General features: G+C 66.2%; 17 protein-coding genes. 14 read left to right on the top strand and 3 right to left on the bottom strand.

The genetic code is table 11. The features are described 5' to 3' along the window. Positions 1-8: 8 nt before the first annotated feature. Together epsC and cysK are read right to left on the bottom strand one after the other, a co-directional pair. Positions 9-569, bottom strand: a complete 561-nt coding sequence (gene epsC / locus JW030_RS09015) for a serine O-acetyltransferase EpsC (protein ID WP_188044411.1) — start codon at positions 567-569, stop codon at positions 9-11. 108 nt (positions 570-677) lie between these two features. Next, the gene (gene cysK, locus JW030_RS09010) at positions 678-1616 is read right to left on the bottom strand and encodes a cysteine synthase A (RefSeq protein WP_188044205.1); all 939 of its coding nucleotides are present in this window, start codon (positions 1614-1616) and stop codon (positions 678-680) included. Between the two features lie 149 nt (positions 1617-1765). Here cysK and prmC point away from each other — a divergent pair, with 149 nt between their 5' ends. From prmC to JW030_RS08940, 14 genes are all read left to right on the top strand, one after another. Then, on the top strand, positions 1766-2671 hold the full coding sequence (gene prmC / locus JW030_RS09005; RefSeq protein WP_241095400.1) for a peptide chain release factor N(5)-glutamine methyltransferase: 906 nt from the start codon (positions 1766-1768) through the stop codon (positions 2669-2671). A gap of 62 nt (positions 2672-2733) precedes the next feature. Beyond that, positions 2734-3399, top strand: a complete 666-nt coding sequence (locus JW030_RS09000) for an L-threonylcarbamoyladenylate synthase (protein ID WP_188044203.1) — start codon at positions 2734-2736, stop codon at positions 3397-3399. Between the two features lies 1 nt (position 3400). After that, positions 3401-4588 carry an MraY family glycosyltransferase gene (locus tag JW030_RS08995; protein ID WP_188044202.1) on the top strand — a complete coding sequence of 396 codons (1188 nt, stop codon included), beginning with the start codon at positions 3401-3403 and terminating at the stop codon, positions 4586-4588. Then, complete coding sequence (locus JW030_RS08990; RefSeq protein ID WP_188044201.1) at positions 4585-5064, top strand: 3-oxoacyl-ACP reductase; 480 nt, start codon at positions 4585-4587, stop codon at positions 5062-5064. The genes JW030_RS08995 and JW030_RS08990 overlap by 4 nt, the downstream gene beginning before the upstream one ends. Positions 5065-5240: 176 nt before the next feature. After that, positions 5241-6044 (top strand): F0F1 ATP synthase subunit A, encoded by an 804-nt coding sequence (gene atpB, locus JW030_RS08985; protein ID WP_188044200.1) that lies wholly within the window; start codon positions 5241-5243, stop codon positions 6042-6044. Between the two features lie 45 nt (positions 6045-6089). Further along, positions 6090-6317, top strand: a complete 228-nt coding sequence (gene atpE / locus JW030_RS08980) for an ATP synthase F0 subunit C (protein ID WP_241095399.1) — start codon at positions 6090-6092, stop codon at positions 6315-6317. A gap of 32 nt (positions 6318-6349) precedes the next feature. Beyond that, positions 6350-6907, top strand: a complete 558-nt coding sequence (locus JW030_RS08975; protein WP_188044199.1) for a F0F1 ATP synthase subunit B — start codon at positions 6350-6352, stop codon at positions 6905-6907. Beyond that, positions 6907-7692, top strand: coding sequence for a F0F1 ATP synthase subunit delta (locus tag JW030_RS08970; protein ID WP_188044198.1), 786 nt, complete (start codon positions 6907-6909; stop codon positions 7690-7692). The genes JW030_RS08975 and JW030_RS08970 overlap by 1 nt, the downstream gene beginning before the upstream one ends. Before the next feature lie 53 nt (positions 7693-7745). Continuing rightward, complete coding sequence (gene atpA, locus JW030_RS08965; RefSeq protein WP_188044197.1) at positions 7746-9371, top strand: F0F1 ATP synthase subunit alpha; 1626 nt, start codon at positions 7746-7748, stop codon at positions 9369-9371. Positions 9372-9450: 79 nt separating this feature from the next. Next, positions 9451-10344 carry a F0F1 ATP synthase subunit gamma gene (locus JW030_RS08960; protein ID WP_188044196.1) on the top strand — a complete coding sequence of 298 codons (894 nt, stop codon included), beginning with the start codon at positions 9451-9453 and terminating at the stop codon, positions 10342-10344. Positions 10345-10369: 25 nt separating this feature from the next. After that, positions 10370-11833: a F0F1 ATP synthase subunit beta gene (gene atpD / locus JW030_RS08955; RefSeq protein WP_188044195.1), complete on the top strand. Its 1464-nt coding sequence runs from the start codon at positions 10370-10372 to the stop codon at positions 11831-11833. 3 nt (positions 11834-11836) lie between these two features. Next, on the top strand, positions 11837-12100 hold the full coding sequence (locus JW030_RS08950) for a F0F1 ATP synthase subunit epsilon (protein ID WP_188044194.1): 264 nt from the start codon (positions 11837-11839) through the stop codon (positions 12098-12100). Positions 12101-12120: 20 nt separating this feature from the next. Next, entirely contained in the window at positions 12121-13026 is a 906-nt protein-coding gene (locus JW030_RS08945) for a YaaA family protein (RefSeq protein ID WP_188044193.1), read from the top strand. Next, a complete protein-coding gene (locus tag JW030_RS08940) occupies positions 13023-13880 on the top strand; it encodes a PP2C family serine/threonine-protein phosphatase (RefSeq protein ID WP_188044192.1) in 858 nt (285 codons plus the stop codon). The genes JW030_RS08945 and JW030_RS08940 overlap by 4 nt, the downstream gene beginning before the upstream one ends. Before the next feature lie 51 nt (positions 13881-13931). Here the strand turns inward: JW030_RS08940 and JW030_RS08935 are convergent, their stop codons facing one another. After that, a complete protein-coding gene (locus JW030_RS08935) occupies positions 13932-14957 on the bottom strand; it encodes an asparaginase (protein ID WP_241095398.1) in 1026 nt (341 codons plus the stop codon). Positions 14958-14960: the final 3 nt, after the last annotated feature.

Genomic DNA, 14960 nt, shown 5'->3' with positions numbered 1-14960 from the left:
TGCAGACGCTAGATAACGTAGAAGTCTGCGTCGTCCGGTTGTTCTGCCGGGGCGCCCCGGCGTGGCCGCGCCGCGGCAGGGATGCCGACCAGGGTCGTCCACGGAGCCGCAGAGCGCACCACCACCGCGTTCGCGCCGATCGCGCTGTCGGCGCCGATCTCGATCGCGCCGAGCACCTTCGCGCCCGCACCGATCACCACCCGGTCGCCGATCGTGGGGTGCCGCTTGCCGTGCTGGTGGCCCGTACCGCCGAGGGTAACCCCGTGGTAGAGGTGCACATCGTCGCCGATGACGGCGGTCTCCCCGATCACCACGCCCATCCCGTGATCAATGAAGAGGCGCCGGCCAATCGTCGCCCCGGGATGAATCTCGATGCCCGTTCCAAAGCGCACGACCTGCGAAATCGCGCGCGGGATAAAGCGCAGGCCGCGCCGCCAGAGCGCGTTCGCCGCGCGATGCCACCACACCGCGTGAAGCCCCGAGTACACGAAAAACACCTCGGCCGTGCCGCGCGCGGCCGGGTCGTGTGCGCGGGCGGAGCGGATGTCCTCGAGGATGCGGGAAAGGATCTTGTGCTCGCTTTCGTCGGGTGAAACGGGGGAGCGGGGGCCCCGTCTGCACGAGGCCCCCGCTAGGGGTGGAACGGGGTTTCGCCCGTCCGTATTCCGGTGAGGGGGTTAGCCCTCGTTCAGGTCCGCGAAGAGCACGGTCGAGAAGTAGCGCTCGCCGAAGTCGGGGACGATGACGACGATCTTCTTCCCAGCGTTCTCGGGGCGCTTCGCGACTTCGAGTGCCGCGTGCACGGCCGCGCCGCCCGAGATGCCGGCGAGAATGCCCTCGTCAGTGCCGAGCGCGCGGGCGACGCGGATCGAGTCGTCAAGGGTGACGTCGAACACCTCGTCATACACATCGCGGTTCAGGATGTCGGGAACGAAGTTTGCGCCGAGGCCCTGGATCTTGTGCGGGCCGGCCTGGCCGCCGTTCAAAATGGGGGAGTCGACGGGCTCGACCGCGATGACCTGGAGGTCGGGCTTGCGTTCCTTGAGGAGGCCGCCGGCGCCGGTGATGGTGCCGCCGGTGCCGATGCCGGCGACGAAGATGTCGACCTCGCCATCGGTGTCGCGCCAGATCTCTTCGCCCGTGGTGGCGCGGTGAATGGCCGGGTTGGCGGCGTTGCCGAACTGGTTCGCCAGGATCGCGCCAGGGGTCTCGGCGACGATCTCCTTTGCCTTCTCGACCGCCCCGCGCATGCCGAGCGGGCCTTCGGTGAGAACGATTTCGGCACCGTAGGCGCGCAGCAGCTTGCGCCGCTCAATGCTCATGGTCTCGGGCATCGTCAAGACGACGCGGTAGCCGCGGGCTGCGCCGACGAGCGCCAGAGCGATGCCGGTGTTTCCGCTCGTGCCTTCGACGATGGTGCCGCCGGGCTTGAGTTCGCCCGACTGCTCGGCTGCGTCGACGATCGCGACGCCGATGCGGTCCTTCACGCTGCCGGCCGGGTTGTAGAACTCGAGCTTCGCGTAGACCTCGGCAGCGGCGCCGTCGGTCACGCGGTTCAGGCGCACGAGCGGGGTGTTGCCGAATGCCTGGGTAATGTTGTCGTAGGTCCGTGCCATAACGGATGCGCCTTCCGGTGAGCGAACAAGGGTCGACCCGCGCGAGGCGGGGCCGTGATGAAGCATATCGCGAGATTATCTCAGTCTTCACTGTGTGTTATGAATTGTGTCAACAAAAACTGCGGCGGGCCCGCGGGAAGCGAGGCGGCGTGCTGCTCAAGGCATTGCTTGACGAGATTGAGCGGCAGCTCGCGGACGCCGGAGTGCCAGATCCGCGCACCGACGCGGAGCTCCTGGCCGGTCACCGCCTGGACGCGTCCCGCGGCCGGGTCCAGGTGCTGGTCGCGCTTGGGGAGGACCTCTCCGACGACGACACCCGCGCAATCCGGGCGCTCGCGGAACAGCGCGCTGAGCGTGTGCCGCTGCAGCACCTCACGGGGCGGGCGCCCTTTCGCGGCATCGAGCTCTCAGTGGGTCCGGGCGTCTTCACCCCGCGTCCCGAGACCGAGATGGTGACCCAGTTCGCGATTGACGCCCTGCAGGCGGTACCCACCGCCGAGCCGCTCGCGGTGGACCTCTGCACCGGCTCAGGCGCGATCGCGCTCGCGATCGCGAACGAGCTGCCGACGGCGCGTGTCTGGGCGGTCGAGAAGGACCCGCAGGCGCATGCATGGGCGACTCGCAACGTCGCCGAGCTCGGGGACGGCCGAGTCACCCTCCTCTGCGGCGACCTCCGCGAGTTGGATCCTGCGCACGCGCAGTCGGAGGCTGCCGACGCGCCGATCGCCCAAGCGCTCGCGCCCCTGCGCGGACGGGTCCACGTCGTGGTCTCAAACCCGCCGTACGTGCCATCGGGCGCGATTCCGCGCGAGCCGGAGGTGCGTGAGCATGATCCCGAGCTCGCGCTGTACTCGGGTGAGGACGGCCTGGATCTCATCCGGGTGATCAGCCGCGCCGCGCGCGGCCTGATCGCGCCGGGCGGCCTGCTCGTCCTGGAGCACGCCGAGGGGCAGGGCGCAGACATTCGCGCGCTGCTCACCCGCGATGGCTGGCGGGCCGCCGCGACGCACCGGGACCTCACGGGGCGCGACCGCGCGACGGTCGCGCACGCGTAGGAAACGGGCCGCGAGACGGAGCGGGATCCGGATCGGTCTCCACGCGAGTAGAATCGTGACTCATGGCCGAGGTCTTTGACTGTTCCGATAACTCCCAGCTGCTTTCCGGCGCCCGCGAGGCCCGTCAGGCGATCGCGCGCGGGGAGGTCGTCGTGCTGCCGACCGACACCGTGTACGGAGTCGCGGTTGACGCGTTTAGCCCACAGGCGGTCGACAAGCTGCTCCGCGCCAAGGGCCGCGGGCGTCAGTCCCCGCCGCCCGTACTCGTGCCGAACACGGCGACGCTTGCCGCGCTTGCGGAACGCGTTCCCGCGCCGGTGCAGCAGCTCGTTGACGCGTTCTGGCCTGGGCCGCTCACGATCGTCCTTCCCGCGCAGCCCTCGCTCGCGTGGGACCTGGGCGAGACCGGCGGCACCGTGGCGCTGCGCATGCCGGACCGTGCGCTCACGCTCGAGATCCTGCGCGAGACGGGCCCCCTGGCCGTGTCCTCCGCGAACCGCACCGGCGAGCCGGCGGCGATGACGGTCGCTGAGGCCCAGGCAATGCTCGGGGACTCGATCGCCGTGTATCTGAACGACGGACCCTCCTCAAGCGACGGCGTCGCCTCCACCATCATTGACGCGACGAAGCTCGACGATGCCGGCGGAAGCATCCGAATCCTGCGCGAGGGAGGCGTGAGCCGGGAGGCGATCGCCGAGCTGCTCCCGCAGGTCACGATCGAGCCGTAGCGTGACCCCGTACCTCATCGTCGCAGCCGTCGCGGCACTTGTTTCGGCTGCGGCCTCGATGGTGGTGCTCCGGCTGAGCCGCCGGTTCCGACTCGCCCCCGAGGTGCGCGAGCGGGACGTGCATAGCAACCCGACTCCGCGCCTCGGCGGCATCGCGATGTTCCTGGGGGTGCTCGCGGCATTCGGGTTCGCGAACCTGCAGGAAGAGTTCTCCGGTCTGGCCGCCCGTCCGGCGCAGCTCTTCGCGGTGCTCGGCGCGTGTGCGTTGATCGTCGCGGTCGGCGTGCTCGACGACCTGCTGGACCTGGACTGGATGGTCAAGCTTGCGGTGCAGCTCACCGCGGCCGGCCTCCTTGCCTGGCAGGGCGTGCAGATCGTGTCGCTGCCATTTGGCGACACGCTCATCGTGGGTTCGCCCGTCGTGAACTTCGTGATCACGGTCTTCCTCATCACGCTCGTGATGAACGCGGTCAACTTCGTGGACGGCCTCGACGGCCTCGTCGCGGGGGTCGCGATCATCGCAAACCTCGCTTTCTTTATCTACACGCGCCTCCTCGTGGCCCAATCGGGCTCCGCCGACGCGGTCGAACTCTCGAGCTTGATCGCCGCGATCTTGGTGGGGGTGTGCGTCGGTTTCCTTCCCTTCAACTGGCATCACGCCAAGATGTTCATGGGAGACACCGGGGCCCTGCTGATTGGCCTGCTCATGGCGGTGTCGACAATCTCGGTGACGGGGCAGCTGAACCCTGCCGCGCTCGACCAGAAAGTCGTGCTCGCCGGCTACATCCCGATCATTCTGCCCATCGCGGTGCTCGCGGTTCCGATCGCGGACTTCACGCTGGCCGTCGTGCGCCGCGTGCAGGCGGGAAAGAGCCCCTTCTCGGCGGACCGCAAGCACCTGCACCACCGGCTCCTCGACATGGGGCACTCCCACGTGCAGGCGGTGAGTATCTTCTACCTGTGGACAGCCGTGATCTCCCTCGCGTGCCTGCTCGTCTTTACCCTGCAAGACTTCGTGATTCCGGGAATCGTGTTCTTCGGCGGCGCGCTCGTATGCGTGCTGGTCACCATCTTCCCGCTCAAGCGGCGACCGGCTGTAGCTGAATCGAGTGGTCAGCAGGACTTGCTACCGTTGACAGGGCCGGATCCGGCCGATGCACCACACCCCGATGAGAGGACTTCAGCGTGACGGACCCCCAGGAGACCGGCGCCGCCCCGGCGGCAGATTCGGCCCCCGAACCCAAGCGGCCGAGCTCGCAGCCGCTGTTGCTGAAGGCGCTGCGCTGGAGCGCGATCAGCGGGATCCTGCTGATCTTGGCCTTCGTCGTCATCGGATTCCTCATCGACGGTTCGCGCGGCGCCATTGGCGGGGGACTCGGTGCCGCGTTCTCGGTCGTGTTCCTGGCGATCACGGTGGGGAGCATCGCCTTCTCGAACCGCTTCTACGGCCAGGATCTCTACGTCATCATCTTCTTTTCCTTGATCCTCGGGTCCTGGTTCATCAAATTCATTGCCTTTATCGTCGCCGCGGTGCTGTTGCGAGACCAGCCCTGGCTCAACCCGACGATCCTGTTTATTGGGGTCATCACGGGCGTGATCTTCTCGCTCGCAGTGGACGCGATCGTGATCCTGCGCTCCCGTCTCCCGTACGTCAGCGATAGCTAGGAACAAACTTGCTCCTCGGTTTCTCTGAGGGCGAATCTATTGGTAGGATTGAGAAGTTCCCTGCCGCGCGCCCCCTTCGGGTGTGCGCTTGCGGGTGAGGGGGCTCACCATCGTTCGACGCCGTGCGGCCAGAGGTCGCACCCCGAATCAGGAGAAAAGCGCTGTTTGCTAACGCTATGAATCTCGTGGCCCCACTCGTTGCCGCTTCCGAGGGAGGCGGCTTCCACCCGCCGTCGATTGACGAGTTCTTCCCGGAGGGGATCCTCTTTGTAGGAACCCCGTTCGAGATGAACCGCATCATGATCATTCGCGTGATCCTGACGGTACTTCTCGTGCTCCTCTTCTGGCTGGGCACTCGCCGCATGCAGGTTGTCCCTGGTCGCGGCCAGAGCCTTGCTGAGATGGCACTGGACTTCGTGCGCGTCAACATTGCCGAGGACCTCCTGGGCAAGAAGGACGGACGTCGCTTCCTGCCGATCCTGACCGCCATCTTCTTTATGGTGCTGGCGTTCAACCTCACCGGCGTGGTGCCGTTCTTCAACATCGCCGCGTCGTCGGTGATCGGTGTCCCGCTCGTGCTGGCGCTTGTCTCGTACATCACCTTTATCTATGCCGGTATCCGCAAGAGCCCGGCGAAGTTCTTCAAGAACTCGCTGTTCCCCGCGGGCGTTCCGTGGCCGGTGTACTTCATCGTCACCCCGATCGAGCTGATCTCCACGTTCGTCATTCGGCCGGTCACGCTCACGCTTCGTCTCCTGATGAACATGGTCGTCGGGCACCTCCTCTTGGTGCTGTTCTTTGCCGCGACCCAGTTCTTCCTGTTCGAAGCTGACGGCTTCATGAAGTTGTTTGGCGTCGGCACCCTCGCCTTCGGATTCGCGTTCACGCTGTTCGAGATCCTGGTTGCTGTTCTCCAGGCCTACGTCTTTGCACTGCTTACCGCTGTTTACATCCAGCTCGCGCTGGCTGAAGAGCACTAAATCGGGTTTGGCAACCGCCAAGCTCACTACGGAAGGAAAAACACAGTGTCTGTTCTCGCTGAAATCTCGGGCAACATTGCGACCGTCGGTTACGGTCTCGCCGCGATCGGCCCCGCCATCGGTGTGGGTATCGTCGTAGGCAAGACGATCGAGGGTGTTGCTCGTCAGCCCGAGCTCGCCGGCCGTCTCCAGGTCCTCATGTGGATCGGTATCGCGTTCACCGAGGCGCTCGCGTTCATCGGTATCGCCACGTACTTCATCTTCACTTCCTAAGCAGCCCCTCTTAGTCTCGAAAGGGAGGCTCGATGATCAACGCAGTTGTCGCTGTTTCAGGGCCGGTCGCCGCGGCGTCCCAAAACCCCCTGCTGCCCGCGACGTACGACATCATGTGGTCGGCGGTCTGCTTCATCGTCATCCTCGTCGCATTCTGGAAGGTTTTCCTTCCCAAGATGCAGACGATGCTCGACGCACGCGCTGAGGCCATTGAAGGCAACATCGCCAAGGCCGATGAGGCTCAGGCGAAGGCCGAGGCCGCACTCCAGGAGTACACCGCCCAGCTTGCTGGTGCGCGTCAGGAAGCCGGAGATATCCGGGATTCCGCTCGCACCGACGCCGCGAAGATCGTGGCGAAGGCCAAGGAGGACGCAACGCTCGAGCAGACGCGCATCGCGCAGGCCGCTCAGGCGCAGATCGAGGCAGAGCGCCAGAGCGCTGTTGTCTCGCTGCGCAAGGAGGTCGGCTCGCTCGCGATCGACCTGGCCTCGGGCGTAGTCGGAGAGTCCCTCTCTGACGATGCGAAGTCGGCTGCGCTGGTCGACCGCTTCCTTGCCGATCTCGAGGAATCGCAGAAGGCAGCCCAGTAATGGGAAGCGCGTCTCGTGAAGCTCTGAGCCAGGTGAGGGTCGTCTTGGGCGACCTCACCGGCCAGGCACCCCTCGGCTTCGGCCGCGAGCTTCTCGGTGCGGCGGCGACCATTGCGGCCGCCCCCGCGCTGAGTAGCTCGCTGGCAGATCCGGCGGCGGCAGCTTCCTCGAAGCAGCAGGTCGTTGCGAAGCTGTTCGGTTCGCTGCAGGATCCGGCCCGCCGGGTGCTCGACGCAGTCGCCTCGGCGCGCTGGTCGAATGCAGAGGAACTGGTCGACGGCGTCGAGGAGATCGGTATCCGCGCTGAGGCGCGGGCGGCCGAGAACCTGGCCGACGAGCTCGAGGCTGTCGCCGCCATCATTGGCAGCCAGCACGAACTCGAGCTCACGCTCGGCAGCAAGCTGGTCGCCCCTGCGGCGAAGGCCGAACTGGTCACCAGCCTGCTCAAGGGCAAGGTTTCGACCTCCGCGCTCGCACTGGTCGCCTACTTTGTAGCGAACCCGCGCGGTCGTCGCTTGCGTACCCTGCTGAAGCAGGCTGCAGTGATCGTCGCCGACGAGGGTGGCAGCGCGCTTGCCACCGTCACGGTTGCCGCTCCGCTCGATGCGCAGCGCACCGAGCGTCTTCGGGTTGCGCTCTCCGCGAGTGCCGGTCGTCCCGTCAAGATCACGACCGTCATCGACCCCGACCTCGTCGGGGGCGTGCGGATCCAGATGGCTGACACCGTCATTGACGGCAGCGTCCGGGCCCGCCTCGACGATCTCCGACTGCAGCTCGCAGGCTAGAGCACAACTTCCACCCCGGGGGCGGCGCTTCCGGTACAGACAGAGGAAACGAAATGGCAGAACTCTCAATCAGCCCGGACGAGATCCGTGATGCGCTGAAGGAATTCGCGGCATCGTACGAGCCCAGTGGTGCGGCGTCGACTGAGGTCGGCACCGTCATCGACGCAGCCGACGGTATCGCCCACGTCGAGGGTCTCCCCGGCGTCATGGCCAACGAGCTGATCCGCTTCGCGGATGGCACGCTGGGCCTTGCTCAGAACCTTGAAGAGGATCAGATCGGCGTCGTCGTGCTCGGTGAGTTCACCGGCATCGTCGAAGGCCTTGAGGTCACCCGCACCGGCGAGGTCCTTTCGGTCCCCGTGGGCGAGGGCTACCTCGGCCGCGTGGTTGATCCCCTCGGCGCCCCGATCGATGGCCTCGGCGAGATCACGGGCATCGAAGGCCGTCGCGCCCTCGAGCTCCAGGCTCCCGGCGTCATGCAGCGCAAGTCGGTGCACGAGCCCATGCAGACCGGTATCAAGGCGATTGACGCCATGATCCCCGTCGGCCGCGGCCAGCGCCAGCTGATCATTGGTGACCGCCAGACCGGTAAGACGGCTCTCGCGATCGACACGATCATCAACCAGCGCGCGAACTGGGAGACCGGCGACCCGCAGAAGCAGGTGCGCTGCATCTACGTCGCCATCGGCCAGAAGGGCTCGACCATTGCTTCGGTAAAGGGCGCGCTCGAGGAAGCCGGCGCGATGGAGTACACCACCATCGTCGCTTCGCCCGCCTCTGACCCGGCTGGCTTCAAGTACCTCGCCCCGTACACCGGCTCGGCCATTGGCCAGCACTGGATGTACGACGGCAAGCACGTCCTCATCGTGTTCGACGATCTGTCGAAGCAGGCCGAGGCGTACCGCGCCGTATCGCTGCTCCTTCGCCGTCCGCCGGGGCGCGAGGCATACCCGGGCGATGTGTTCTACTTGCACTCGCGTCTGCTCGAGCGTTGCGCGAAGCTCTCGGACGAGCTGGGCGCTGGCTCGATGACCGGCCTGCCGATCATTGAGACCAAGGCGAACGACGTCTCGGCATACATCCCGACCAACGTGATCTCGATCACCGACGGCCAGATCTTCCTCCAGTCGGACCTGTTCAACGCGAACCAGCGTCCCGCAGTGGACGTCGGCATCTCGGTCTCGCGCGTGGGCGGCGACGCTCAGGTGAAGTCGATCAAGAAGGTTTCGGGCACGTTGAAGCTCGAGCTCGCTCAGTACCGTTCGCTTGAGGCTTTCGCGATGTTCGCGTCGGACCTCGACGCGGCCAGCCGTCGTCAGCTCGAGCGTGGCGCACGCCTCACCGAGCTGCTCAAGCAGCCGCAGTACTCGCCGTACGCGGTGGAGGAGCAGGTCGTCTCGATCTGGGCCGGCACCACGGGCAAGCTCGACAAGGTCCCCGTTGAGGACATCCTGCGCTTCGAGCGCGAGTTCCTCGACTTCCTCGGCCGCAACTCGGAAGCGCTCACCACGCTGCGCGAGACGAACGTCCTCACCGACGACATCGTCTCCGAGCTCACGGCAAAGATCGAGGGCTTCACCCTCGAGTTCCGGACCTCCGCCGGCCAGACCCTGGCCGAGCAGTTCCAGAAGCTCGATGAGTCCGAAATCCAGCAGGAGCAGCTCGTCATCAAGAAGTAACTCGGCCCCGGGGCGGGGGAGTGATTCCCCGCCCCGACCGGTTACCTCTTGACGAGATCCTCACAGACACAGGAGAGACATGGGAGCGCAACTTCGGGTCTACCGGCAGAAAATTCGTTCTGCTCAGACGACCAAGAAGATCACCCGGGCGATGGAGCTGATCGCAGCCTCTCGCATCCAGAAGGCGAAGGCTCGCGTCGCGGCGTCCACGCCCTACGCGAACGCGATTACTCGCGCCGTGTCGGCCGTTGCCACGCACTCGAACATCGACCACATGCTCACCACCGAGCCGGAGAAGGTCGAGCGCGCAGCGATCGTCATCTTCACCTCTGACCGCGGCCTTGCTGGCGCGTTCAACTCACAGGTGCTGCGCGAGGCTGAGGAGCTCAACGAGCTGCTGCGCGCCGAGGGCAAGGACGTCCAGTACTTCCTTATCGGTCGTAAGGCTCAGGGCTACTTCACGTTCCGCAACCGCAAGGCAGAGCGTGCCTGGGCGGGTGGCACCGAGAACCCCGTGTTCGAGACGGCCAAGGAAATCACGGACGCGCTGCTCGCGACGTTCGCGAAGCCCGCGTCCGAGGGCGGCGCCGACGAGATTCACCTCGTCTACAACCGCCTCGTCAGCATGATGAGCCAGGTTCCTCAGGTACACCGCCTGCTTCCCCTCGAGATCGTTGAGGGTGTTGCTGAGGTCGAGGACAAGGTCGCACAGCCGCTGTACGAGTTCGAGCCCGAGGCAGAGACTGTGCTCGACAAGTTGCTTCCCGTCTACATCGAGTCGCGTATCTTCAACGCGCTGCTCGAGTCTGCTGCGGCGAAGCACGCGGCGACGCAGAAGGCGATGAAGTCGGCGAGCGATAACGCGGATACCCTCATCCGCGACTACACGCGCCTCGCGAACAACGCTCGTCAGGCCGAGATCACCCAGCAGATTTCCGAGATTGTGGGCGGCGCCGACGCGCTGTCCAACTAGTCGCAACGCTAGAAGAGAGAGAAACATGACCGAAACCGCCACTGTGGCGACTGAGGCTGCCGCGAAGGTCGTCGGGCGTATTGCCCGCGTGACCGGGCCCGTCGTCGACATCGAGTTCCCGCACGACGCGATCCCGGGTGTGTACAACGCGCTCGAGACCATGATTGACTTCGGCGACGGCCAGGAGCCCCTGAAGCTGACCCTCGAGGTCGCTCAGCACCTGGGCGACAACCTCGTCCGCGCCATCGCGCTGAAGCCGACTGACGGCCTCGTCCGCGGCCAGGAAGTCACCGACACCGGTTCGTCGATCACGGTTCCCGTGGGCGACATCACCAAGGGCAAGGTGTTCAACGTCACCGGTGAGGTCATGAACCTTGCTGAGGGCGAGACCATCGAGGTCACCGAGCGCTGGGGTATCCACCGCACGCCGCCGGCATTCGACCAGCTCGAGTCGAAGACGCAGCTCTTCGAAACCGGCATCAAGTCGATTGACCTCCTGACGCCCTACGTGCTGGGCGGCAAGATTGGCCTCTTCGGCGGTGCAGGCGTCGGCAAGACCGTCCTCATCCAGGAGATGATCCAGCGTGTTGCGCAGGATCACGGCGGGGTTTCGGTGTTCGCCGGCGTCGGCGAGCGTACCCGTGAGGGCAACGACCTCATCCACGAGATGGAAGAGGCGGGCGTCTTTGACAAGACCGCTCTCGTCTTCGGCCAGATGGACGAGCCGCCGGGAACGCGTCTGCGCGTCGCCCTGTCGGCACTGACCATGGCGGAGTACTTCCGCGATGTGCAGAAGCAGGACGTGCTCCTCTTCATCGACAACATCTTCCGCTTCACGCAGGCCGGTTCTGAGGTATCGACCCTGCTGGGCCGCATGCCTTCGGCCGTGGGCTACCAGCCGAACCTCGCGGACGAGATGGGTGTGCTCCAGGAGCGCATTACCTCGACCCGTGGCCACTCGATCACCTCGCTGCAGGCGATCTACGTGCCGGCCGATGACTACACCGACCCGGCTCCCGCCACGACGTTCGCGCACCTCGACGCGACCACCGAGCTGTCGCGCGCGATCGCGTCGAAGGGCCTCTACCCGGCCATCGACCCGCTCACCTCGACCAGCCGCATCATGGACCCCCGCTACTTAGGTGCGGACCACTACCGTGTTGCGACCTCGGTGAAGCAGATTCTCCAGAAGAACAAGGAACTCCAGGAGATCATCGCGATCCTCGGTGTTGACGAGCTCTCTGAAGAAGACAAGATCACCGTGTCGCGCGCGCGCCGCATCGAGCAGTTCCTCTCGCAGAACACCTACATGGCGAAGAAGTTCACCGGTGTTGAGGGCTCGACCGTTCCGCTCAAGGAGACCATCGAGTCGTTCGATGCGATCGCCAAGGGCGAGTTCGACCACGTTGCTGAGCAGGCATTCTTCAACGTCGGCGGTCTTTCCGACGTCGAAGAGAAGTGGGCTCAGATCCAGAAGGAGAACGGCTAAACCATGGCCGAACTTTCTGTCAGCGTCGTCTCGGCGGATCGCGAGATCTGGACTGGCTCTGCCACCCAGATCATCGCGACCACCGTCGAAGGCCAGATCGGTATCCTTGCCGGTCACCAGCCGATGCTCGCTGTCCTCGCCCAGGGCGAGGTGCGGGTGACGACCACCGACGGTGAGAAGATTGTGATTGACGCTGAGGACGGATTCCTCTCGGTCGACCACAACGCCGTCCAGGTGGTCGCGGGCCGCGCGGCTCTCGTCGCGTAGTTCGCTCCTCTCTCACGCATATGCGGGTATTGCTGCCGCCGTCCGAAACGAAACGTTCGGGCGGCGGCAGCGCTGCGTTTCAGGGGGAGCTGCTCGCACACGCGGACGCACTGGGCGGCACCCGGGCGCGAGTGCTGGGCGCTCTTGAAGCGCTCTGCGCCCCCACCGACGAGGCGGGGGAAGACGCCGCTGCTGCGGTGCTGAAGCTCGGGGTCCGGGCACGTGGTGAGATTTCGCATAATCGGGCGCTGAGCTACTCGCCGACGATGCCCGCGATCGAGCGATACACCGGGGTGTTGTTCGACGCGCTCGACGCGGTGACGCTCGACGCCGACGCTCGCGCCTGGGTTGACGCGCACGTGTCCATCCAGTCGTCCCTCTTCGGGCTGATCCATGCCGGGGACCCGATTCCCGCCTACCGGCTTTCCGCGTCCACCCCGCTGCTCGTGGGGCAGGATCCTGCGGGGGGCACGTCCACTCGCACCGCGAAGCCCGCCCGACTGAAGGCGCTGTGGCGTGATGCCCACGCCGTCATCCCCTGGGTGGGGGTCCCGTTCATCATCGACCTGCGCTCCAAGGACTACGCGGCGCTTGCCCCGGTGTCGGCGGACGCGAACGCGGTCGTGGTTGAGGTCGCGCAGCGCACGGCCGACGGCCGGACGCGCGCGCTGAACCACTTCAACAAACAGGCCAAGGGCGACCTCGTTCGTCGGTTGGCCGAAAGTGGCGCCGAGATCGGGTCGTCCGGTGAGCTGATTGCCTGGGGGAGCGCGCACGGGCTCGAGTTTGTGCCCGGTCACACTCCACGCGAGATCACCCTCGTCACTTCGCTCGGCGCTCCGCCCGCCCCGCCTAGCTCGGTCGATGCGGTGAACGCGCGCTCAGGGGATACGATGGTGGGCGTGCCAAAAGGACTGGAATCGTGACGATTCGCGGAGAGAACGCATCCCATCGGGTCGTGCGCTTCCGCCCCGACGCTGATTCCGCGGTAGAACTTTCGTGGTTTGGCCTAACAGATGTGGGTCTTCGCCGCGAGACGAACCAGGACAGTTACGTCCTGGCGCCTCCGATTTTTGCGGTGGCCGACGGCATGGGTGGGCACTCCGCGGGGGAGATTGCCTCCGCCGCGGTCGTGCGTCGCCTCGCAGAACTCGGCGGAGATCGCGCCGTCAGCGAGGCCGAGATTTCTGCCGCGCTCAGCGACGCGGTCGATGACATCGAGCTTGACGCCGGGCAGACGGATCTCGGCGCCGGCACCACCGTTACGGGAGTGACCTTTGCCTCCTGCGATGATCATGGCAAGGCGTGGCGCGTGTTCAACATTGGCGACTCGCGGGTGTACCAGTACTTTGAGGGCGCCCTGAGCCAGCTGACGGTCGACCACTCGGTGGTACAGCACCTCATGGACACCGGGGCGATCACCCCGGAAGAGGCCGAGGTGCACCCACACGCGAATGTGATCACTCGCGCGGTCGGCTTCAACGAGGAGCCGTCTCCGGACTACACCGCACTCGCGGTGGTCCCGGGTCAGCGCATTCTCATCTGCTCGGATGGGCTGACGAAGGAGCTCACTGAGCTCGGGATCCGCCACTTCCTGGCGGCCGCCGAGACGGCGGAAGAAGCCGCCCGAACGCTCGTCGCTCAGGCGCTCGCCAACTCCGGCCGCGACAACGTGACCGTCGTGGTCATCGACGTACACGCGGTGCTCGACGCGGGAGAAGCCGAGGACAAGTTCTCTTCGGAGCCCGAGCCGAACAACGACACGGTCGAGATCGCGTAGCGTCGGGCGGGACCAGCTGAGCTGGCCCACGCCCTGCGCCGTCAGTTGAGGCTAGACCGTCGCCTCGATGCGCCCGACCGGCACGCCGCCGCCCCAGACGTCGAGCCGCAGCTCCTGACGCACCTGATCGCCAGCGTCGGCCGGCAGCGCGCCGGCCTTCGCGAGCAGTTCGATCGCGACGATGGTCGCGGCCCGCGCCGCACCGTCGAGCACCTTCACGACCGCGACGGTGCCGTCGGGCGCCGCGATCACGCTGATGCCCTCGGCGCCGAACTTGGCGAACACCCCGAGGCGCTCGGAGACGACCGTGTCGGGTCGTCCCGGGCCCTCGACGACCCAGGGTTCGGCCCGCGCCGCGCCAATCAATTGGGCGGCGGTGCGGTGCAGCGGGAACGGCGAGTTCGCCTCTGAGGTCGCCATGCGGCGATACGCCTTTGCGAGCCCGAGCAGACTCAGTCCGAGCACGGGCGCGCCACAACCATCGACGCCGACCGGCGATGGCTTCTCCCCGGTGAAGCGCTGCACGGTCTCGCGGATCGCGACCTGGAGCGGGTGCTCCGGGGCGACGTAACCGTCCACGCTCCAGCCGTTCACCTGGCAGGTGCGCAGCATGGCCGCGTGTTTGCCCGAGCAGCACATGAGGATGCGGCGGCGTTCGCCGCCCTCGCGCAAGAGCGCGTCCCGGGCGTCAGAGCCCATGGGCCAGTCGGCGGGGCAGAGCAGCTGATCCTCGGCGAGCGAGCCTGCGTCAAGCATGCGCTGCACGATCGTGACGTGCCCGGGCGTACCCGAGTGGCTCGCGAGGGAGATCGCGCGCTCCTCATCGTCCGCGAGCACCAGGCCTGCGGCGTGCATCGCGAGGGACTGCAGCGGCTTGAGCGCGGAGCGGGTGTAGATCGTCGCCGACGGATCGCCGAGCGAGCGCTTCACCTCGCCGTCGGCGCCGAGCACTACGGCTGATCCCGCGTGACGGGACTCGATGAAGCCGTTTCGGATCACGACCGCGAGTTGTTCGGCATCGGAGATGGTCGTCGTGCCGGGCAAGCGGGCGCCGGCGCGGCCGGTCTGTGTCGACACGGG

The sequence above is a fragment of the Leucobacter sp. CX169 genome (assembly GCF_017161405.1).
Lineage (GTDB): Bacteria > Actinomycetota > Actinomycetes > Actinomycetales > Microbacteriaceae > Cx-87.
The sequence above is the reverse complement of the archived record's forward strand: the minus strand, read 5'-3'. Positions and strand labels throughout refer to the sequence as shown.

Bases quoted from the DNA above. Each gene is read 5' to 3' on its own strand.
- cysK (WP_188044205.1), bottom strand. From the start codon at position 1,616: ATGGCACGGACCTACGACAACATTACCCAGGCATTCGGCAACACCCCG.
- JW030_RS09000 (WP_188044203.1), top strand. From the start codon at position 2,734: ATGGCCGAGGTCTTTGACTGTTCCGATAACTCCCAGCTGCTTTCCGGC.
- atpB (WP_188044200.1), top strand. From the start codon at position 5,241: ATGAATCTCGTGGCCCCACTCGTTGCCGCTTCCGAGGGAGGCGGCTTC.
- JW030_RS08975 (WP_188044199.1), top strand. From the start codon at position 6,350: ATGATCAACGCAGTTGTCGCTGTTTCAGGGCCGGTCGCCGCGGCGTCC.
- JW030_RS08970 (WP_188044198.1), top strand. From the start codon at position 6,907: ATGGGAAGCGCGTCTCGTGAAGCTCTGAGCCAGGTGAGGGTCGTCTTG.
- atpA (WP_188044197.1), top strand. From the start codon at position 7,746: ATGGCAGAACTCTCAATCAGCCCGGACGAGATCCGTGATGCGCTGAAG.
- JW030_RS08960 (WP_188044196.1), top strand. From the start codon at position 9,451: ATGGGAGCGCAACTTCGGGTCTACCGGCAGAAAATTCGTTCTGCTCAG.
- atpD (WP_188044195.1), top strand. From the start codon at position 10,370: ATGACCGAAACCGCCACTGTGGCGACTGAGGCTGCCGCGAAGGTCGTC.
- JW030_RS08950 (WP_188044194.1), top strand. From the start codon at position 11,837: ATGGCCGAACTTTCTGTCAGCGTCGTCTCGGCGGATCGCGAGATCTGG.
- JW030_RS08945 (WP_188044193.1), top strand. From the start codon at position 12,121: ATGCGGGTATTGCTGCCGCCGTCCGAAACGAAACGTTCGGGCGGCGGC.